This window comes from Pelagibius sp. CAU 1746 (assembly GCF_039839785.1).
Classification (GTDB): domain Bacteria; phylum Pseudomonadota; class Alphaproteobacteria; order Kiloniellales; family Kiloniellaceae; genus Pelagibius.
The window spans coordinates 722,825-740,886 of sequence record NZ_JBDOQT010000002.1 but is presented as its reverse complement, the minus strand read 5'-3'; the positions used below and the strand labels follow the sequence as shown (position 1 = coordinate 740,886).

The 18,062-nt window shown below is 67.6% G+C and carries 17 protein-coding genes; 4 read left to right on the top strand and 13 right to left on the bottom strand.

Annotated elements, in window-relative coordinates; genetic code table 11:
• Nucleotides 1-20: 20 nt before the first annotated feature.
• Nucleotides 21-1,895, bottom strand: coding sequence for an adenylate/guanylate cyclase domain-containing protein (locus tag AAFN88_RS20265; protein ID WP_347522503.1), 1,875 nt, complete (start codon nucleotides 1,893-1,895; stop codon nucleotides 21-23).
• 270 nt (nucleotides 1,896-2,165) lie between these two features.
• Between AAFN88_RS20265 and AAFN88_RS20260 the strand changes: the two genes are divergently transcribed.
• Complete coding sequence (locus AAFN88_RS20260) at nucleotides 2,166-2,672, top strand: hypothetical protein (protein WP_347522502.1); 507 nt, start codon at nucleotides 2,166-2,168, stop codon at nucleotides 2,670-2,672.
• Nucleotides 2,673-2,735: 63 nt separating this feature from the next.
• Here AAFN88_RS20260 and AAFN88_RS20255 read toward each other — a convergent pair whose 3' ends face one another.
• Genes AAFN88_RS20255 through AAFN88_RS20235 form a run of 5 tightly spaced genes read right to left on the bottom strand, consistent with a single transcriptional unit; the run spans nucleotide 2,736 to nucleotide 6,969 of the window.
• Entirely contained in the window at nucleotides 2,736-3,422 is a 687-nt protein-coding gene (locus tag AAFN88_RS20255; protein ID WP_347522501.1) for a fumarylacetoacetate hydrolase family protein, read from the bottom strand.
• Between the two features lie 31 nt (nucleotides 3,423-3,453).
• Nucleotides 3,454-4,221 carry an ABC transporter permease subunit gene (locus AAFN88_RS20250; RefSeq protein ID WP_347522500.1) on the bottom strand — a complete coding sequence of 256 codons (768 nt, stop codon included), beginning with the start codon at nucleotides 4,219-4,221 and terminating at the stop codon, nucleotides 3,454-3,456.
• Nucleotides 4,221-5,000 (bottom strand): ABC transporter ATP-binding protein, encoded by a 780-nt coding sequence (locus AAFN88_RS20245; RefSeq protein WP_347522499.1) that lies wholly within the window; start codon nucleotides 4,998-5,000, stop codon nucleotides 4,221-4,223. Before AAFN88_RS20245 ends, AAFN88_RS20250 begins: the two co-directional genes overlap by 1 nt.
• 20 nt (nucleotides 5,001-5,020) lie before the next feature.
• On the bottom strand, nucleotides 5,021-5,938 hold the full coding sequence (locus AAFN88_RS20240; RefSeq protein ID WP_347522498.1) for an ABC transporter permease: 918 nt from the start codon (nucleotides 5,936-5,938) through the stop codon (nucleotides 5,021-5,023).
• A 26-nt stretch (nucleotides 5,939-5,964) separates the two neighbouring features.
• On the bottom strand, nucleotides 5,965-6,969 hold the full coding sequence (locus AAFN88_RS20235; RefSeq protein WP_347522497.1) for an ABC transporter substrate-binding protein: 1,005 nt from the start codon (nucleotides 6,967-6,969) through the stop codon (nucleotides 5,965-5,967).
• Nucleotides 6,970-7,237: 268 nt separating this feature from the next.
• Here AAFN88_RS20235 and AAFN88_RS20230 point away from each other — a divergent pair, with 268 nt between their 5' ends.
• Together AAFN88_RS20230 and AAFN88_RS20225 are read left to right on the top strand one after the other, a co-directional pair.
• Complete coding sequence (locus AAFN88_RS20230) at nucleotides 7,238-7,918, top strand: FCD domain-containing protein (RefSeq protein ID WP_347522496.1); 681 nt, start codon at nucleotides 7,238-7,240, stop codon at nucleotides 7,916-7,918.
• 198 nt (nucleotides 7,919-8,116) lie between these two features.
• Nucleotides 8,117-8,503 carry an SgcJ/EcaC family oxidoreductase gene (locus AAFN88_RS20225; RefSeq protein WP_347522495.1) on the top strand — a complete coding sequence of 129 codons (387 nt, stop codon included), beginning with the start codon at nucleotides 8,117-8,119 and terminating at the stop codon, nucleotides 8,501-8,503.
• Between the two features lie 89 nt (nucleotides 8,504-8,592).
• Here the strand turns inward: AAFN88_RS20225 and AAFN88_RS20220 are convergent, their stop codons facing one another.
• The 3 genes from AAFN88_RS20220 to AAFN88_RS20210 are packed head-to-tail and all read right to left on the bottom strand — an operon-like array spanning nucleotide 8,593 to nucleotide 13,088.
• The gene (locus AAFN88_RS20220) at nucleotides 8,593-9,855 is read right to left on the bottom strand and encodes a hypothetical protein (RefSeq protein ID WP_347522494.1); all 1,263 of its coding nucleotides are present in this window, start codon (nucleotides 9,853-9,855) and stop codon (nucleotides 8,593-8,595) included.
• Nucleotides 9,856-9,859: 4 nt separating this feature from the next.
• On the bottom strand, nucleotides 9,860-10,711 hold the full coding sequence (locus tag AAFN88_RS20215; RefSeq protein ID WP_347522493.1) for an outer membrane lipoprotein-sorting protein: 852 nt from the start codon (nucleotides 10,709-10,711) through the stop codon (nucleotides 9,860-9,862).
• Nucleotides 10,656-13,088, bottom strand: coding sequence for an MMPL family transporter (locus AAFN88_RS20210; RefSeq protein ID WP_347522492.1), 2,433 nt, complete (start codon nucleotides 13,086-13,088; stop codon nucleotides 10,656-10,658). Before AAFN88_RS20210 ends, AAFN88_RS20215 begins: the two co-directional genes overlap by 56 nt.
• Nucleotides 13,089-13,209: 121 nt before the next feature.
• Between AAFN88_RS20210 and AAFN88_RS20205 the strand changes: the two genes are divergently transcribed.
• Nucleotides 13,210-13,878, top strand: a complete 669-nt coding sequence (locus tag AAFN88_RS20205) for a TetR/AcrR family transcriptional regulator (protein WP_347522490.1) — start codon at nucleotides 13,210-13,212, stop codon at nucleotides 13,876-13,878.
• A gap of 25 nt (nucleotides 13,879-13,903) precedes the next feature.
• On the opposite strand, the gene AAFN88_RS20200 is transcribed toward AAFN88_RS20205, so the two are convergent.
• The 4 genes from AAFN88_RS20200 to AAFN88_RS20185 are packed head-to-tail and all read right to left on the bottom strand — an operon-like array spanning nucleotide 13,904 to nucleotide 18,030.
• The gene (locus AAFN88_RS20200) at nucleotides 13,904-14,917 is read right to left on the bottom strand and encodes a DUF3179 domain-containing protein (protein ID WP_347522489.1); all 1,014 of its coding nucleotides are present in this window, start codon (nucleotides 14,915-14,917) and stop codon (nucleotides 13,904-13,906) included.
• 57 nt (nucleotides 14,918-14,974) lie between these two features.
• Nucleotides 14,975-16,315: a 3-deoxy-D-manno-octulosonic acid transferase gene (locus AAFN88_RS20195; RefSeq protein WP_347522488.1), complete on the bottom strand. Its 1,341-nt coding sequence runs from the start codon at nucleotides 16,313-16,315 to the stop codon at nucleotides 14,975-14,977.
• A complete protein-coding gene (locus AAFN88_RS20190; protein WP_347522487.1) occupies nucleotides 16,312-17,235 on the bottom strand; it encodes an NAD-dependent epimerase/dehydratase family protein in 924 nt (307 codons plus the stop codon). Before AAFN88_RS20190 ends, AAFN88_RS20195 begins: the two co-directional genes overlap by 4 nt.
• A 12-nt stretch (nucleotides 17,236-17,247) precedes the next feature.
• Nucleotides 17,248-18,030, bottom strand: coding sequence for a glycosyltransferase family 2 protein (locus tag AAFN88_RS20185; RefSeq protein WP_347522486.1), 783 nt, complete (start codon nucleotides 18,028-18,030; stop codon nucleotides 17,248-17,250).
• Nucleotides 18,031-18,062 lie beyond the last annotated feature (32 nt).

The following is an 18,062-nucleotide window of genomic DNA, read 5'->3' as shown; positions in this document are numbered from 1 at the left end:
GGCCGGCATTGCGGCCGGGCCTATTCAGGCACGCCTGCCGCGCGGAGCAGTTCGACGCGGCGTTCTCTGTCGTGGTCGTTCGTATAGGGGGCATAGTCGGCATAGGCCTGCAAGGTAAAGTGGGGATTGATCTTCCGAATCTCGTCGGCGGCCGCCCGCGCCTTTTCCGTCATGCCGAGCGCACCGTAGCAGACCGCCAGAACCACGTGCAGCGAGACATAGTCAGGTTCGAGGGCGACGCCGCGTTCGGCAACCTCGATGCAGAGCTCCGGGTTCTCCTGGAGCCAGTAGGCGTTGCCGAGCCATTCCAGATAGTTCGGCGGGTGGAAGGGGTCGAGGCGGATGGCTTGTGTGAGCGCGGCGACGGCCTCTTCCCCCCGCCCCGAATAGACCAGGACGGAACCGAGGTTGCTCAGTGTGATGGCCTCGCGCGGCTCCAGGGCCAGCGCTTTGTCGACCTCCGTCGCGGCGTCGGCGAAGTCGCGGCGCCACTGGTAGACCATCGCCAGGAGTGCATGGGGCGCAGGGTTCCGGGGGGCGAGTTCAGCGGCCTTTGCTCCAAGCTCTTCGGCGCGGGCAAGGTTGTTCTTGGGTCCCTGTCCCCAGACACGCCACTCGTCGAAGAAATGGAAGCCCAGCAGGCTGTGTGCCTCGGCATAGGAGGGATCCAGTTCGATGGCGCGCTGCAGGAGATCGCGCGCTTCGAGCGCTGCGGTTCTGTCGAAGCGCGTCAGAAGCTTCCGCGCGCGCAGCATCAGGTCGTAGGCTTCCATATCGGCCGTTTCAGCCGGCTGCACTTGATCGTTGTCGGTCAGATGTAGCTCCAGGGCCTGGACGATCTGCTCCAGGATCGCGTCCTGCACGGCGAAGATGTTCTCGAGGTCGCGGTCGTAGCGCTCCGCCCAGATGTGCCCGCCGGTCGTGGCATCGATGAGCTGCGTGTTGATGCGCACCTGGTCGCCCGCGCGCCGCACGCTGCCTTCCAGCACGTAGCGCACGCCGAGGTCCTCGGCGACCTTGTGTACCTGGACGGCCTTGTCCTTGTAGAAGAAGGAAGAGTTGCGGGAGATGACGAAGAGACCGGCTATCTTGGACAAGTCGGTTATGAGGTCCTCGGTCATGCCGTCGGCGAAGTATTCTTGCTCCGGGTCGCCCGAGAGGTTGTCGAAGGGCAGGACGGCTATCGAAGGCTTGTCCGGCAGCGGCAGCGCCATGCGGTCCAGCGAGGCCGGTTCTTCCCGCGGAACCCAGGGCTGGCGCCAGGCCAGGGCCGCGATCGCGACGAGCAGCACGGCCGCCGCCGCGAAGATAGCCGCGCGGCGGCCGCGCCACGGCGCAGCGGCAGCCCCGGCCAGCGGCGTGACCAGGGCCGCGGCCTTGTCGTCCAGCGCGATCCGGTAGACCGTGACCGGCTCGGCGATGTTCTTGACCTGCCGCTCGCCGAGGTTCTCGAAGGTGAGGTCCAGTTTTCCCTTCACCTGATTGTAGGCACTGCGCGACAGGCACACGCCGCCGGGGTCGCAGATCGCCTCCAGGCGCGCCGTAAGGTTGACGCCATCGCCGTAGATGTCGTCGCCCTCGACGATGATGTCGCCGATATTGATGCCGATCCGGAGCTGAATCTGCGGGTGATCCGGGGCTTCTTCTGCCTGCCGGCGACGGCCGATCTGCAATTCGGTCGCGAAGGAGACCGCGTCGACGACGCTGGCGAACTCCATCAGCGCGCCGTCGCCCATCAGTTTCACGGTGCGGCCATGATACTGCTGCGCCTTCGGGTCGATGAAATTCCGGCGGAGGGACTTGAGAGCCGCCAGTGTGCCGGCCTCGTCTTCACCCATCAGGCGGCTGTAGCCGACGACGTCGATGGAGAGGATGGTGGTAAGACGACGTTCCAAAGACTGTCCCCCCTCATCGCACAGCCTATCTGCGATCGGCGGAGAAATCCATGTCGGAAGGGGGCTTCCGCCCGGGCACGGCGCGACCTCGCCCGGACCCGCCCCGCCGCAGGCGCCGCGCCCGGATATCGAAGTGTGAGCGGAGTTGAAAGCGGAGGTGGTGCTTTCGCGTGGCGTCAAGGCGCCGCTTTGGCGCAGGGTAAAGCAGGCGATTGGGTTTTTACCCGCGGCGCTGTCCGATGCCGCTCGGTGAAGGAAGGGGTCAGGATCATGCGGCTATTGCGATCGGTCTTGCTGAGCCTGGTTCTGGGGGCCGGAGCCACCGGTGCCGGTGCCGAACCGATGACGCTGGATGTCGTGCTGACCACGACCGACGACATTTCCCTCAACTTCCAGAACGACACACGCCACTTCCTCACCCTGTTGCTGCGCGAAGGCACGGCCGAAGGGAACGGCGTGTTTGAAGGCGCGACAGTCGCCGAGTACGGCATGCACGACGTCACCGGCGGCGTCGGCGGCGAGGCGAGCGGTTATATTGTCGCGACCACCACCGGAGGCGATATCGCCTATTTCCGCTGGCTGCTGCGTGCATTCTTCGTCGAGGGCACCGAAGGCAAGTCGAGGCTCGTGAACAGCGGTCTCTGGGAACTGGCCGGCGGCACGGGGCAGTTCGCCGCCGCGCGCGGGACCGGCGCCCTGACCATCGGTTTTCCGAGCAAGACCGAGCGGCGCTACCTCCTGACCGGCGACATCTCGCCGTCGCTGGAGCCGCGCTGAAACACGAACACCCCGGTGCCCCTGCGAGCCCCGAGGTGTTCCTTGCGGCAGACCTGGCGCGTTTCAGACGACCTTGGTATGCAGCTCGCCGACGCCGTCGATGTGGCCGTGCAGCACGTCGCCGCGGCTGACCGCCGCGACGCCGGAGGGCGTGCCCGACAGGATCACGTCGCCCGGCGCCAGCTCGAAGAGTCCGGAGAGGTAGCAGATCATCTCCGGCACCTTCCAGATCATCTGGCCCAGGTCGCCCTCCTGGCGGGTCTCGCCGTTCACCTTCAGCCAGATGGCGCCCTTGTCCGGATGGCCGATCTCGCCGGCCGGGACCAGGTCGCTGCAGGGGGCGGAATGCTCGAAGGCCTTGCCCACTTCCCAGGGCCGGCCCGCCTTCTTGGCCACGCCCTGCAGATCGCGGCGCGTCATGTCCAGGGCGACGCCGTAGCCCCAGACGTGCTCCATGGCCTTGTCGAGGGGGATGTCCTTGCCGCCCTTCGACAGGGCCACGGCCATCTCGATCTCGTGGTGCACGTCGCTCGACTGCGGCGGGTAGGGGAAATCGCCCCCGCCGGTCACCAGGTTGTCCGGGTTCTTCTGGAAGAAGAAAGGCTCCTCACGGTCCGGGTCGCCGCCCATCTCGATGGTGTGGGCGGCGTAGTTGCGCCCGACGCAGTAGATGCGGTGGACCGGGAAGACAGCGTCGCTTCCGCGCACCGGGATCACGGCGGGCTTGGGCGGCGAAATCACGAAACTCATGGTCTTGTCGTCTCCAGAAGAATGCAGGGTGCTAGTGTCGGGCGGCGGCATAGTAGTCGACCTTTCTTTCCAGCCAGGCAAGTATTTCGTTGAGGGTGAAGGCGAAAGCGAAGAGGACGAAGAGCAGCGCCCAGAAGTGCTCCATCAGGAAGCGCGAGGAATAGAGCTCGAAGAGCCGTCCGAAACCGATGATGGAAACCAGGAGCTGCCCGATGACCACCCCCTTGACGGCGCGGATCATGCCCAGGCGAATGCCCGAGAGGATCTCCGGCAGGGCGGCGTAGATGTAGATCTTGCCGAAGGCCTGCCAGGGTCTGGCGCCGAAGACCATGGCCATCTCCACCAGCGAGGGGGAGATGCCGCGCACCCCGGCGCGGGCGTCCAGCACGATGATCCACACGGCGAAGAGCACCACGGTCATGACGATGGTGGTCTCGCCCAGGCCGAATATCACCATGATGACCGGCACCAGGGCGGTGAGCGGCGCCGAGAGGAAGAGGTTCACCCAGGGCAGGAAGATGCGGTCGGCGATGATCGAGCGGCCCATGACCACCCCCAGCGGCACCCCCACCGCGATGGCGATGGCGTTGCCCAGCAGGAAGGCCTTGCCGGTGATCCACAGGGCTTCGGCGAAGGTGGCGGTGGGCACGATCTCGACGATGCGCGCGAAAACGGCCGAGAGCGGCGGGATGATGAAGCTCGCCCCGGTTCGGCCGACGACCTCCCACAGCGCCGCCCAGATGATGAGCGAGCAGAAGAGGGGGACGCGGATCTTGCCGCCGAAGATGTTGATGACCATCACACACCCTCGTCCAGGTACTTCTTCAGGCCCTGCCAGATTTCCTCGACGGTATCGAGGTAGGCCGGGTTGCGGCGGATGTCCTCCGGGTCTTCGTGGCGCGGGATATCGGGCTCGACGATCTGCGAGACGCGCGACGGCCGGCGCGACAGCAGCACGATGCGGTCGGAGACGTAGACCGCCTCCTCGATCGAATGGGTGACGAAGAGGAAGGTCTTGCGCTCGCGCGCGACCAGCTCCAGGAGGTCTTCCTGGAACTTGCGCCGGGTCTGTTCGTCGACCGCCGAGAAGGGCTCGTCCATCAGCAGCACCTTGGCCTTGACGGTCAACGCCCGGGCCAGGCCGACGCGCTGGCGCATGCCGCCGCTGAGCTCGTGCGGATAGGCCTTCTCGAAACCCTTGAGGCCAACCTGTCCGATGTAGCTCTCGGCCAGGGATTCGCGCTCGGAACGGGCGACGCCGCGCAGCTCCAGCCCGAAGGCGACGTTGCGCAGCACGTTGGCCCAGGGCATGAGGGCAAAGTCCTGGAACACGAAGGCGCGTTCCGGGCCCGGCCCGGTGACGACCTTGCCGTCGACCCGCACCTGCCCACCGGTGGCGGGGAGCAGGCCGGCGATGATCTTCAGCAGCGTGGTCTTGCCGCAGCCCGAGGGACCGAGCAGCGTCGTCAGTTGGCCCTCCGGGAAATCCAGGGTGATGTGGTTCAGCGCCTCGGTGCCGCCGGGATAGACCTTGGAGACGTCCTGCACCTCGACGATGGCGCGGGGCTCCGTGGACATGGCTTCTGCGGGGACGGCGTTCATCGGGCGGCTCGCTTTTCGGGACGGAAGAGGGTCACCTCCAGACGCTCGATCAGCTCGATGAAGAGCACGGAGAAGACGATGATGGAGAAGATCGCGGCGTACATCTTGGCGTATTCGGCGATCGACTGGTTGTAGGTGATGATGTCGCCGATGCCGGTCGGGGTGATCAGCAGCTCGGCCAGGATGACGCCGATGAAGCCGGCGGCGCAGCCCAGGCGCAGGCCGGCGAAGATCACTGGTGCGGCGGCGGGCAGCACGATCTTCCAGATCACCTGTCCGCGCGAACCGAGGAAGGAATGCCCCATCTCCAGCAGGGAAACCGGTGTGTGGCGCACGGCGTTCAGCGAGTTGAGCACGATCACCGGCATCGCCATGATGCAGACGGTCATGACCTTGGCGGTCAGCCCGATGCCGTAGGCGAAAGTCAGGATCGGGATCAGCGCGGCCAGCGGCGCCGACTGGGCGATGATGAAGAGCGGCGCCCCGAACCACTCGGCCAGGCGGTTGAGGCCCATGGCGACCCCGAAGGCCACGCCGACGATCACCGAGGCGAGGAGGCCGATGGCCAGGGGCTGCAGGGTGATCCAGAAGGCCTGCAGCAGGGTGCCGTCGGCGATGAGGCCGCCGAGCGCGTCCATGGTCTCCAGGAAGGTCGGAAAGGCGGGGCTGATAGGCACCCGCCCGGCGTACTCCCAGGCGCCGAAGACGATGACGACGGACGCCAGGCGCAGGACCAGCGGGTGGCTGAGCAGCAGCGCGGCGAGATTGGCCGGCGGCAGGGCGACCGGCGCGAGCGGCGGGGCGCTGTCGCTGCCGGAAGAAAGCCCCGGCCCTGCTTGCGGTGCAGGACGGGCGGGGGCAGGGCCAGCCTGCCGGTCCGCCCTCAGGGCCGGGGAGGAGGTGGGTGTTTGCAAGGTAAGGTCTCCGCCTGCGTACCCAATTACAGGCCGAGCTTTTTCTTGGCCGCGTTCAACGGCTCAAGGTTCCAGTATTCCTCCACTTTGAGGGACTCCGCCGGGCCTTGCAGCTGACCGGCCTCGGTATAGAAGGCGAAGTCGGCCTTGGCCGCCGCCATGCCGCCGCCGGCCGGATCGAAGAGACCTTCCTTGGCGCCCTCGGTATAGAAGGGTACGACCTCGGCGAGGATTTCCTTCGGCTGGTCGGCGAGCAGGTTGCGCTTGGCGCGCTCCTCCTCGACGATTCCCGGATTGTCCTTCATCTCGTGCCACAGCTTCAGCAGCTCTTCGACGACGATGTTTACCTGCTCGGTATTGTTGTCGATCCAGGTCTCGCTGGCGAAGATCAGCTCGTCGCTGGGCACCTCGCTGACGCCGGGCAGCACATGGAACTTATCGCCGGCCATATCCAACAGCTTGTTCTTGTTGGCGAGGTCGACGATGGTCGCGTTGATCTGCCCCTTCATCATCGCGATGATGCGGTTCTCCGATCCGGGCACGTAGCTGCGCGCGCCGAACTCGATGCCCTCACGCTTGGCGATGATGTTGCCGATGGCCTCGGTGCCGGTCCCGCGGGCATGGAAGGTGAAGGGCTGCCCGTCCAGGTCCTTCCAGGACTGGATGTCGTTCGAGGCGACCGGGAAGAACACCAGGCGCGACATCTGGAAGATCGCTTTCAGCGGCACCTTGCTCTTCTGGATGACCGAGTAGGGGGTGCCGACGCCCAGGTCGGCCTGGCCATTGACGATCGACTGGATGGCCAGTTCTTCCTTGGCGAAGGAGGTCATCTCATAATCGACGCCGCGGTCCTTGGCCCGTTCCAGGGCGACCAGGAAGGCCAGGGTTTCCACGGAGACCACGTCGCCCAGGGCGACGCGGACTTTCCCCGCCGCCTCGGCCGGTTGGGCCAGAAGCGCGGGGCCCGCCAAGAGTCCGGCCACGGCGGCCGCGGCGACGCTACGCCGAAAGACGTTTCTCACTTGCTGCATGATTGTTCCTCCCTGGCCTGCGCGTTTCTTGACGCCGTCGTTTCGCGGGCGGCGGGCGGCAGGCCTCATTGCTGAGGACCAAAGCCTAACCAATCATTGATTGGTTAGGCAATTGATTTATATTGGTTGGACGCAATTGACTGCGTTATAGGCTATGCCTAGTGTGCCCCGGGCAGGGGAGCACCAACCAGGCCAAGACAGGACGGCCGGCTGACCGGCAGGGTCCCGCGGGGCGGAGACGGCGGCCGAGGACGAAGACGGAGGGGGCATGGATCAGGGACAGGGAGCATTGACGCAGCTGCGCGCCTATCTGGCGCAGCGCGATCTGCCCGCCAATACCCGCCTTCCCCCGGAACGCGAGCTCTGTGACATCCTGGGCGTCTCGCGCGGCGAGCTGCGCAAGGCCCTGGCGGTGATGGAGGGCAATGGCGAGCTGTGGCGCCATGTCGGCAAGGGCACCTTCATCGGCACCCGCCCGGCCAAGGAATACTCCGATGTCGCCGGCATCGCGGCTCTGACCAACCCGCGCGAGGTGATGCAGGCGCGCCTGCTGATCGAGCCGCAGATCGCCCGCGAGGCGGCGCTCAACGCCACCGCCGGCGACATCGCCGAGCTGAAGCAGTGCATGGCGGCCTCGCGCCAGGCCCAGACCTGGCGCCAGTACGAGAACTGCGACAACCGCCTGCACCGCGCCGTGGCCGAAGCGTCCCACAACACCGTGCTGCTGGCCCTCTTCGACACGCTGAATGCCGTGCGCCGCGCCGTGGTCTGGGGGCGTCTGCGCGTCAAGGTCGACCGCCCGCCCAACGACCACCATTCCTTCGCCGAGCACGAACGCCTGGTGAAGGCCATCGAGGAACGCGACATGGACGGCGCCAGCCAGGCCATGCTGCGCCATCTCTCCCAGGTCCAGGCCAACCTGCTCGCCGCCCGCCAGGCGGCGGAGTAGAGGCCGCTTCCCGCCTGAATTCCCTGCCGCTTTTTCCAGGTCGCGCCCCAAGCGTGCGCAGGACGAAGCCTACTCAACTTGATGGGCTTTTTTGCCGGCGCTAGCCTTGGGTCACAGCGCACCCGGCAGCGAGCCTGCCGGGCCCGGTGGATTCTCCTTGGGGGTCATAGACGAAACGTTTTCACAACGGAGAGAGCCATGGCCGATCCGATGGAAGTCGTGAAATCGATGTGCGCGCGCTACCAGACGGCCGTCAGCGCGAACGACTCGACCGCTTACGGCAAGCTGTTCGCAGAAGATGCGATCAGGGTGCCGCCCGGCTCGGAGCCCGAGCACGGCCCGGAAGCCATCGCGCAAAGCGAGCAAAAAGACTATGACGTCGCCAAGTGGAGCATCCAGTCCAAGCCCCTGGATGCTTTGCACATCAACGATGACTGGGTCTTTGGGATCGCGGAGGCGGCGGTCAACACGGTTCCCCATGACGGTGGGACCGAAAGGTCCTTCAAGGCGACCAAGACCTGGCTACTGCAGAAGCAGCCCTCGGGGGAGTGGCTGATCAAGCGGCAGATGTGGAACTTGAAGTAAGTTTCAGCTTGCCCAGTAAATGCCGTAGTGGCTCTTTCCGCCACCTTGGCTGCGGCGCCGTCCGACACGCGACCGGTTGGGTTCGGGCCTCAGAAAAACCAGGACAGCCGGATCTCGACGAAGGAGTCGCGGGCGAAGCCGCTCAGCAGGTCGTTGTCGTCGATGTTGTCGTAGACCTGCCCCTCGATCTCCAGGTTCAGGCTGTCGTTCAGGCGGCGCTCGAACTCGACCGAGAAGACCCGCTCCTCCTGGTCGAGGTCCAGGATCACGCCGGCCAGCAGCGTGGTGTCCTCCACGTCGTTCAGCGTCAGCCGCGTGCCGAGGAAGAGATCGTCCTCGAAGGGAGTCTGTGGGGTCCTGTCGCCGCGCCCATCGTGCAGGTACTCGGCCAGCAGGCCCAGGTCGGCGTCGCTCTCCGCCACGCCGAAGAGGGTGTACTCGAAACCGCCGACCGCGGCGAAGAAGCGGTTGTCCTGTCCGGAGCGGGTCATCCCTTCGAACTTCAGCAGCCAGGGCCCGGTGGTGTACTGCACGTCCAGGCTGGTCTGGTCGATGAGGTCGTAGTGCGGGCGCAGCACCGGCTGGCCGTTGTCGCTGACCGCGGGCAGCAGGGCCGGCTCGCGGCTGGTGCCGTGGAAGTGTGCGGCGCCGACGTCCCAGTTGTCGAAGGAGTGCGAGTAGCGCAGGGCGAAGTCCACGTGCCACTGCTCGGCCGAGGAGTCGTAGGTGGCGTCCCCGGAGGCGATGGGCAGGGCGCCGCGCAGGCGCGCGTCGTCGTCGGGGAAGCTGCGCTCGCGAAAGCCGGGCAGCACGAAGAAGGACAGCGTGCCCCAGTCGCGCAGCAGGTTGAGGTTGGCCATGGGCTGGCCCAGCTTGTCCTCCTGGTCCGGGCTCTCCACCAGGTCGGTCTGGTTGACGATGTCGATCAGGTGGCGCGACTCGGCGACGCCCCAGAAGACCTTGCTGATGCCCAGCACCGTGTCCCAGTCGTCGCCGGCGTGGTACCAGCTCAGCTCGCGGATGTCGGCGTGGCTGCGGTTCTCGTCGTCGGCATCGAGACGCAGGAAGGGCACGAAGGTCACGCGGTCGTCGCGCCGGTTCCAGCGGTAGCGCAGTTCGGGCTGCAGCACCAGGGACGGCGAAACGCGGGTGTTCTTCTGCTGGTCGTAACGCGGCGATTGCGGAAAGATACGGGTCTCGCCGGCGACATAGCCGGAGAAGTCCAGCGTCGACCAGTCGATGAGCGGCTCTTCTTCCTGCGCTTGTGCCGTTTGCGGCGCCGCCAGGCAGAAGACACCCAGCAGCGCCGCCAAGGGCGCCGCGGCGGCACCTTTGAACCTCCCCCCTCGCATGGCGTCAGCGCAGCCGTTTCAGGCGGTTGGGGTCCAGGTCGTTATCGTCCAGGCCGAGGCGGAACTCCCAGTTGCCGAAGGTCAGCCGCGTGGTTTTGCCGGTCTGGTGGTTCTCCATGTACCAGTCGTCGGCGCGCCAGTACTGGTCCAGGTAGCGGTTGTAGCCGCCGAAGGTCAGGGTCTTGAGCAGCGAGTCCTTGCGGTCGTAGAAGTCGACGCGCTGGGCGCGGTACTCCTGCTGGTCGATCCACACCACTTGGCGCGCATAGCCGGAGTTCTCGTACAGCGGAGTGCGCTCGACCACGAAGCAGGTGATCTCGCCGCAGGCCTCGTCGCGCAGCCAGCGGTAGTCGTACTTGTCGACTTCCTGCGACAGCATGTCCTCGTAGGCGAATTCGCTGCCGACGAAGGGGCCGGACTTGTTGGCCGAGGAGATGCGCTTCACCCGCTTTAACGCCGGCAGGTAAAGCCACTGGTCGTCGGGCTCCAGGATCTTGGTGAAGCTGAGGAAGGCCGTGCCCTCGATATCGCGGGGATGGTCGAAGACGATGAGCGACTTGTCGCCGATCTCCCGCGCCGGCACTTCCAGGGTCTGCACGCGCAGCTCGCGCGTGCTGCTTTCACCCTGCTTGTTGCTCAGCACCATCTTCAGCTCGGCATAGCTGTCCTCGAAGCCGAGGTCGCGGCGGTCCGCTTCCTCGGCGATGGCCCGGCCCTTCTCCTCCGGAGTTTCCGCCAGCGCGGCCCCGGCGAAACCGACCAGCAGCACCGTGAGAATGGCGGCGGCCAGCGCCAGCCGGTCAGTCGGCCGCCTGTGCATCGGCTGTCCGTGCAAGGGCGTGAGGGGTATCGGCATGCTTCTTCTCCTTGTCGATGGCCAGCAGCAACGGCGGCAGCAGCAGGAAGTCGGCGATGAGGGCGGCGAAGATCGCCAGCGCGGTCAAGAGGCCCAGGCTCTGGTTCAGCTCGAAGGCCGAGAGCGCCAGGGCTGCGAAGCCCGCGACCAGCACCGCCGAGGTGACCCAGAGCGCGCGGCCCACCGTCGCGAAGGCATAGCGCACGGCGTCTTCCGGGCTGGCGCCCTTCTCGCGCCGCGCGCGCAGGTACTTGCTGAGGAAGTGGACGCAGTCGTCGACGATGATCCCAAGGCTGGTGGCCGCGACCACGGAAGACGCCAGGCCGATCTCGCCCACCAGGAAGCCCCAGAAGCCGAAGGCCATGACGGCCGGGATCACGTTGGGGATGATGCTGAGCCCGCCGACCTTGAGGCTGCGCAGCGCCAGGATCAGCGACAGCGAGATCAGCACCAGGGCCAGGCCGGTGCCGAGCAGCATGGACTTGATGTTGCGCTCGGAGATATAGGCGAACATGACGAAGGGGCCGGTGGGCTCGCTGGCCGCGCCCGGCATGTTGGCGGCGACCCAGCCGTCGGCAGCGGTCCTCAGCAGCCGCGCCTGCCGGGTGGTGATGTTCTTCAAGGTGGCGATGACGCGCAGCGAGGACTTGTCGACGTTGATCTGGTTGTTGAGGTCCAGGCCGTAGGGCAGGGACATTTCGAACAGCAGCAGATACTGGGCCGCCAGCTCCCGTTCCTCGGGCAGGCGGTACCAGGCCGGATCATCGCCGTGCATGTTCTTGTTCAGGCGGCGGAAGATGTCGGTCATGGACTGCACATGGACCACCTCCGGGCGCGCGCGCAGCCAGGCGGAGAAGGCATCTATCTTCGCCAGATAGCCGGGCTCGCTGATGCCGCCCGCCTCGGCCGCAGGCAGGGAGAACTCCATCTGATAGATCCCCGAAAGATTCTCCATGGCGAAATCGGTGTCGGTGCGGAAGGGGATCGAGGGCTCGAAGTAGTTGACGAACTGGTCGTTCAGCTCGATGCGCGGGATCCACAGCGCCAGCGCCACGACCAGCCCCGTCATGCCCCACAGCAGGGCGCGCCGGCGGCGCAGCACGAATTCCGCCAGGCGCGCCATGGCGTCGTTACCTTGGCTTCGTCGTTTGGGCGCGCGCAGCGGCACCACCGCCAGGAAAGCCGGCAGGAAGGTTACTGAATAGATCCAGGCCGCGGTCACGCCCATGGCGGTGATGTTGCCCAGGTCGCGGAACGGCGGGGCGTCGGAGAAATTGAGGCTCAGGAAGCCGATGGCCGTGGTCAGCGAGGTCAGGAAGACCGGACTGAAGTTGACGCGCAGGCTCTCGACGATGGCCGCGCGCTTGTCGGCGCCCTGGCCCATGGCGTGCAGCAGGGTGACCAGCAGGTGGATGGAGTCCGCCACCGCCAGGGTGAGGATGATGGTCGGCGCGGTGGAGGAGGGCGGCGTCAGTTGGATGCCGAGCCAGCCGGCCAGCCCCATGGCGCTGGCCGCGGAGAGGCCGACGACCAGCAGGGTGACGACGGTGCCGGCGATGGAGCGCAGGAAGACCAGCAGGCCGGCGACGATGATCCCGTACATGATGGGGACCAGGGTCGAGAGGTCGGACAGGCTGGCCTCGCTGAAGGCGGCGTTCAGCGCCACCAGGCCGGTGACCGCCACCTTGATGTCCGGGTGGTCGGCCTCGAAGGCGGCGACCAGCTCGCGGGTCGCGGCCATGGCCTCGGGGACCTCGAATTCGCTCTCGCCGGGCAGGGTGAGAGTCACGTTGACCGCGGTGGTGCGGCTGTCGGGGGCGACCAGGCGGCCGGCGAGCAGCGGCTCCTCCAGGGCGATGGCGCGGATCGCCGCCAGGCGCTCCGGTGTTGGGACCGTGCCGTCTTCCAGCAGCCGCGCCGGCACCAGGTCCTCGACGGTCAGGTCGTCGCCTACGGCGTAGCTGTGCTGGAAGTTGGTGAGGGAATCGACCCGCCGCGAGTAGGGCAACTGCCAGGAGGCTTCGGTGAGCCTGCGCAGCGCGGCCAGGGTCTTGGGCGTGAAGACGTCGCCCTCGGCCGGCTGCAGCACGATCAGGATGTTGTCGTCCTTGGTATAGACCTGCTGCAGGGACTCGAAGGCCCGAAGCTGCGGGTTCTCCTCGCTGAAGAAGACCCGGTAGTCGGTGGAAAAACCCAGGAGGCGCCCGCCGCCGGCCAGGGCCAGGGCCGCCAGCAGGCAGGCCAGCAGCACCGCCCAGCGCCAGCGGATGACCCAGCGGGCATAGGCCACCACCCAGCCGTCGCTGCCCTGGGCGCTTTCTGGATTTCCCCCGGATTTGCTTGCGTTTCCGCCGCTTTCGTGGCCTTGGTATACCATGGACGCTGCCCCGTTGTCGCTTGGATGCCGGTCTTCGTGGTAGTGTTGTGACAAGCGATTTGTTGTAAACTACACTGTGCAGTTTACATATGGTCTTGACGTGGATGTCAAGCGATTGGTGATGGCTGAAGACGTCGAAACTGACAGCGCCCTGACAGGCTGCCCGCCGGAGATGGCGGCAAACGGCGAGGAATCGGCTTCGCCGAAGCGCACGGCGATCGTCGCCGCGGCGACGGAGCTGTTCACGCAGTCGGGCTACGGCGCGGTCTCCATGGACGCCATCGCCGCCAAGGCCGGGGTCTCCAAGCGCACCGTCTACAGCCATTTTCCCGGCAAGGACGTGCTCTTCGCCGCGGTCATGACGCGCCACTGCGGCAGGTTGTCGGGGGAGAGCGTCTGGGAGCTCGATCCGGAGGTCGAACCGCGGGAGATGCTGACGGACCGGGGCATGCGCTTCCTGCGGCTGATCACCTCGCCGGAAGCGGTGAGCCTGTTCCGCACGGTGACGGCGGAGGCCGAGCGCTTCCCCGAGTTGGGCCGGACCTTCTTCGAAACCGGCCCCAAGTGCTGGTTCGGCAGCTTCGAGGACTATCTGCGGGCCCAGGACAAGATGGGCCGGCTGCGCGTGCCCAACCCCGAGGTCGCCGCCAAGTTTCTCTTCGCGCTGCTGAAGGACCCGCTGCACCTGCGTATGATGCTGGGTGTGCAGGCCAAGGTCACGGAGGCGGAGATCGCGGCCCACGTGAAGACCGTCGTCGAGGTCTTCCTGGAGCAGTACCGCCGAGACTGAATCGCCGCGGTACGAATTCCCGGATCTATTGCCGGATGACGCCTTCAGGCCGGAAAGCGTGAAAGACGAAGGCGAAGGTCACGTCGTAGGCCACATCCTCGAGGCCGCCGGCGCCGCGGCGCTGCACCACGACGTTGCCCACGTCGCGTCCCGCGGCAAGGTTCCGGCTGTCCAGCGCCGAGGCCTGGCCCGGCGTCCAGGTCAGGACCAGCCCGCCGCTTTCGATCTTCCCCTCACGCCGTAGGAGTTCCAGGCTCCAGGCCTCCTCGCCGACGGCCACCACACGCGCCAGGGGCGCGATGCCTTCGGGCAGGCTGCCGTCGTAGAGGAAGGGCCGCGCGGCGCTGTCGTAGCCGACGTAGGGGTTGGCGCCGTAGGGGCGCAGCTTCGGATCGGCGGGGACCAGCACTTTGCCTTCGGGAAAACGCGCGGCGAAGTTCTCCCAGGACTCCAGACGCGATGGTACCAGAGCCAGGCGCTTGCCGGTGTGCGCGCCGACGATGGCCTCGCCGAGGAACTGCTGCCACCAACTCTCGGTCGCGCGGTCGTACATGACCAGGTCCGAGTGGCGCAGCAGGCCGGTGGTGCCGAAGGTGGTGGCCGCGCCGGCGACCCGGCGGTCGAAGACGATGGCGGCGTTGCACAGCGGACAGTAGGTCACCGCGACCGGCGTGCCGCCGACGGTGTCGTTGACGATCTCGTGCCAGGTGAGAATGCGCAGCGGATAGGCGCGGGCGTCGCCCGCGATCTCCAGGCCGATCACGGGCTCCGCCGGGGCCAGGTCCGCAGCCTCGGCCACCGCCACGAAGCGCGGGTCGTCGATGGCGGGAATGCCGTCCTTGGGCGGTCCGCCGGAGAGAATCTCGTCGAAGGGGACGGAGGCTTGGGAGAAGTCGGTCGCGGGCCAGGCTGCGGCCCAGCGATCCGGGCCGGCCCGCGCGCCGTCTGCCGTGGCCAGGACCAGGGCCAAGGAAAACACGAGGGCGGCCAGACCGACAGCGACCCAGCCGCGCGGGCGCGGGCGAAGCGGCGTCTTCATGTCGCCATCATGGAGGCGCCGCGGCGGCCTGGGCCAATCACTTCCGCTTGATGGACGTCAGGCCTTGCGGCCGGAAACCTCCGCCAGCAGAGGCGCCAGGGCGTCCATGGTCCGCTCCAGCACGCCGGCCTGGCCGTCGGCGTAGCTGCGGGCGGCGGCGATCATGCCGTGGCGCAGCTCCGCATTCTCCTGCAGTTCCGCCACCGCCGCGGTCAGGGCCGCCGCGCTGTCCACCTGGCGCAGGGCGCCGGCCGTGGCCATGTCGGCGGCCATGCGCGCGAAGTTCGCGGTGTGCGGGCCCGACAGGATGGCGCAGTCCAGCTTCGCCGGCTCCAGGACGTTCTGGCCGCCGTGCGGCACCAGGGAGCCGCCGACGAAAACCACCTCGGCCAGGCGATACCACAGCCCCATCTCGCCGATGCTGTCGGCCAGGTAGACGTCGATGCCGGGCTCGATCGCTTCGCCCAGGCTGCGCTGGGCGACGTTGAGGCCCAGGGTCTCCAGTTCGCGGCGGATCTCCTCGGCACGGTTGGGGTGGCGTGGCGCCAGCAGGGTCAGCAGCCTCGGCAGGCGGTCGCGCAGGGCCTGGTGGATCTCGCCGGCCATGCGGTCCTCGCCGGGATGGGTCGAGGCGGCAAGCCAGCGCGCTCGGCCTGCAAGGGCCGCCTCCAGGCGCGCCAGAGTCTCCGGATCGGCGCTCAGCGGCGCCGCCGCCGCCTTCAGGTTGCCGGGGCAGGCGACGTTGCCGGCCCCCAAGGCCGCGAGGTGCTCGTGGTCCTCCGGCGAGCGTGCCAGCACCAGGGAGAATTTCGACAGCAGTTCGGCGATGACCGGGCGGGCGCGCCGCCAGCCGCGGTAGGAGCCGGGCGAGATGCGGCCGTTGAGCAGCACCAAGCGGGTGCCCCGCCAGGCCGCTTTGCGCAGCAGGTTGGGCCAGAACTCGGATTCGATGATCAGGCCGACTTCCGGGTGCCAATGCCCGAGGAAGCGGTTGACCGCGCTGGGCAGGTCGACCGGCACGAATTGATGGATCACCCCTTCCGGCAGCCGCTCGGCCATGAGCCGGGCCGAGGTCACCGTGCCGGTGGTGACCAGGATGCTGAAGCCCGGCCAGTCGCGGCGCAGGCGCTCGATGAGCGGCAGGGCGGACTGCGCCTCGCCGACGCTGGCGCCGTGGATCCAGATCAGCGGTCCGGCGGGGCGGGCGACGCTGGGCCGGCCGAAGCGCTCTTCCATGCGCGCCGGGTCTTCGCGGCCGCGCTGGCGGCGGAGGTTCAGATAGTGGCGGATCGCCGGCGCCGCCAGGGTGCCGAGCCCCCTGTAGGCGGCGAAGACGCCGCGAGCCAGGGCGCGCCCGAGGCCCCCCTGGGCGGTGCGCTCGCGGTCCGGGGGAATCACCGGGCGGCGTCCTGTGGCGTGTCGCGGAACGTCATCGTCAGACCTTCCTCTACACTGAAGTCGGGAGACCATCCAAGACTCTTACGGATAGGCCCGTTGTCGACGGTAAGGCTGCCGGTCAGCGCCGCGACGCCGGCGCTCCGGCCGAACAGGCGCCCGGCCCCCTTCAGGAGCAATGCCGGGACGGCGAAGAGGCGCGCCGGCCGCCCGCAAGCGCGGCCGATACGCCGCGCCAGCTCGGGCGTCGAAAGATCCTCGCCGTCGCAAAGCGCCAGGGGGCCTTCTGGCGCCGTGTCGCAGCGCAATGCCGCTTCTACCGCGCCGGCGAGGTTGCCGATGAACAGCAGGCTGCGCTTGTTGTCGATGGCAGCGAGGGGCAAAGGCCGCCCGGCGGCAACCAAGCGGGCAAGGCGGCGGAAGTTGCCCGGCGCGCCGGGGCCGTAGATCAGGGGCGGGCGCAGCATGACCAGGACCATGCCGCTGCGGGCGGCGGCTTCGCGCAGCGCGGCCTCGGCTTCCAGCTTGCTCCGCTGATAGGGGCTGGCGGCCGCCGGCTGGCGCTCCGCCACCGCGGCGCCGATGGAGCTGAGGAAGACGAAGCGGCGCACTCCGGCGGCGGCGGCCTGGACGGCGAGCTCGCGGCTGCCGTCGACGTTGACGCGGCGGAAGGCGGTGAGCGGATCCGCCGCGGTCTCGCGCAGCACGTGGACGCGGGCCGCACAGTGCACCACCGCGTCGACGCCGGCCAGGGCTGCGCTCCAGTCGGTCGCCTCCCCGATCTCGCCGACGACAACCTTTTCGACGCCCTCGGGGACCGCGGCGGCGGCGTTGCGCACGCAGGCCCGCACCTGCCAGCCGTGCCGGACCAGGTGACGGCAGATCGCCGCGCCGGCAAAGCCGTTGGCTCCGGTCACCAGCACGGGGGCCATGATCTAGAAGACCAGCCGTTTGAGCACGGCGCGGGTGGCGTAGTGGGCCATGCACCACAGGGCGTGCAGCGGATTCAGTTTCTCGACGCGGCGGTAAACCGACCAGGTCCAGGCGGCCGAACGCTTGGGCTTGCTGGAGAGCGAGCCGGACACCACGCGGTAGCGCGCCAAGTCTTCCTGCAGGCCGTAGGCGGTGAAGCCGCGTTTGAGGATCGACAGCCAGAGAATGAAGTCGTCGCGCCGCGCCTCGGTCATGCGGATCGGCCCGGTCTTGGCCGTGTCGACCATGCCGGTCAGGGTGGCGATGGCGGTGTTTTTCAGCAGCTCCCGGTAGGTCAGGCGCGCGGGCACGCGGACCAAGCGTCCCAGGACGCTGCCGTCCTCGTTGATGCGCCGGAAGGCGGTGTAGGAAACGGCGGCACGGTGCGCCTTCATGAAGGCGATCTGGCGCGCCAGCTTTTCCGGCAGCCAGAGGTCGTCGCTGTCCAGGAAGGCGATGTAGCGGCCGCGCGCCCGCTCCAGGGCGGCGTTGCGCGCCCGGGCGACGCCGCCGTTCCGCTCCAGCCGGATGAGGCGGATGCGCGGGTCCTCGGCTGCCGCGGCGGCGACGATCTCCGCGGTGGCGTCGTCCGAGCAATCGTCGGCAACCAGCATTTCCCACTCGGCGAGGCTCTGCGCCCGGACCGAGGCGATGGTCTGGGCGATGAAATCCTCCGCGTTGTAGGCGGCGGTGACGACGGACACCAGGGGGGGCGTGTCGGGGGTGGGGGGTGGAGGGGAATTCATGACGGAGCTTTGTAGCGGAAATCCGCGGACCT

Excerpts from the sequence above, each read along its gene's own strand:
- AAFN88_RS20210 (WP_347522492.1), bottom strand. The coding sequence starts at position 13,088 with ATGGTATACCAAGGCCACGAAAGCGGCGGAAACGCAAGCAAATCCGGG.
- AAFN88_RS20200 (WP_347522489.1), bottom strand. The coding sequence starts at position 14,917 with ATGAAGACGCCGCTTCGCCCGCGCCCGCGCGGCTGGGTCGCTGTCGGT.
- AAFN88_RS20225 (WP_347522495.1), top strand. The coding sequence starts at position 8,117 with ATGGCCGATCCGATGGAAGTCGTGAAATCGATGTGCGCGCGCTACCAG.
- AAFN88_RS20185 (WP_347522486.1), bottom strand. The coding sequence starts at position 18,030 with ATGAATTCCCCTCCACCCCCCACCCCCGACACGCCCCCCCTGGTGTCC.
- AAFN88_RS20260 (WP_347522502.1), top strand. The coding sequence starts at position 2,166 with ATGCGGCTATTGCGATCGGTCTTGCTGAGCCTGGTTCTGGGGGCCGGA.
- AAFN88_RS20205 (WP_347522490.1), top strand. The coding sequence starts at position 13,210 with ATGGCTGAAGACGTCGAAACTGACAGCGCCCTGACAGGCTGCCCGCCG.
- AAFN88_RS20215 (WP_347522493.1), bottom strand. The coding sequence starts at position 10,711 with ATGCCGATACCCCTCACGCCCTTGCACGGACAGCCGATGCACAGGCGG.
- AAFN88_RS20245 (WP_347522499.1), bottom strand. The coding sequence starts at position 5,000 with ATGTCCACGGAGCCCCGCGCCATCGTCGAGGTGCAGGACGTCTCCAAG.
- AAFN88_RS20250 (WP_347522500.1), bottom strand. The coding sequence starts at position 4,221 with ATGGTCATCAACATCTTCGGCGGCAAGATCCGCGTCCCCCTCTTCTGC.
- AAFN88_RS20230 (WP_347522496.1), top strand. The coding sequence starts at position 7,238 with ATGGATCAGGGACAGGGAGCATTGACGCAGCTGCGCGCCTATCTGGCG.
- AAFN88_RS20235 (WP_347522497.1), bottom strand. The coding sequence starts at position 6,969 with ATGCAGCAAGTGAGAAACGTCTTTCGGCGTAGCGTCGCCGCGGCCGCC.
- AAFN88_RS20255 (WP_347522501.1), bottom strand. The coding sequence starts at position 3,422 with ATGAGTTTCGTGATTTCGCCGCCCAAGCCCGCCGTGATCCCGGTGCGC.
- AAFN88_RS20220 (WP_347522494.1), bottom strand. The coding sequence starts at position 9,855 with ATGCGAGGGGGGAGGTTCAAAGGTGCCGCCGCGGCGCCCTTGGCGGCG.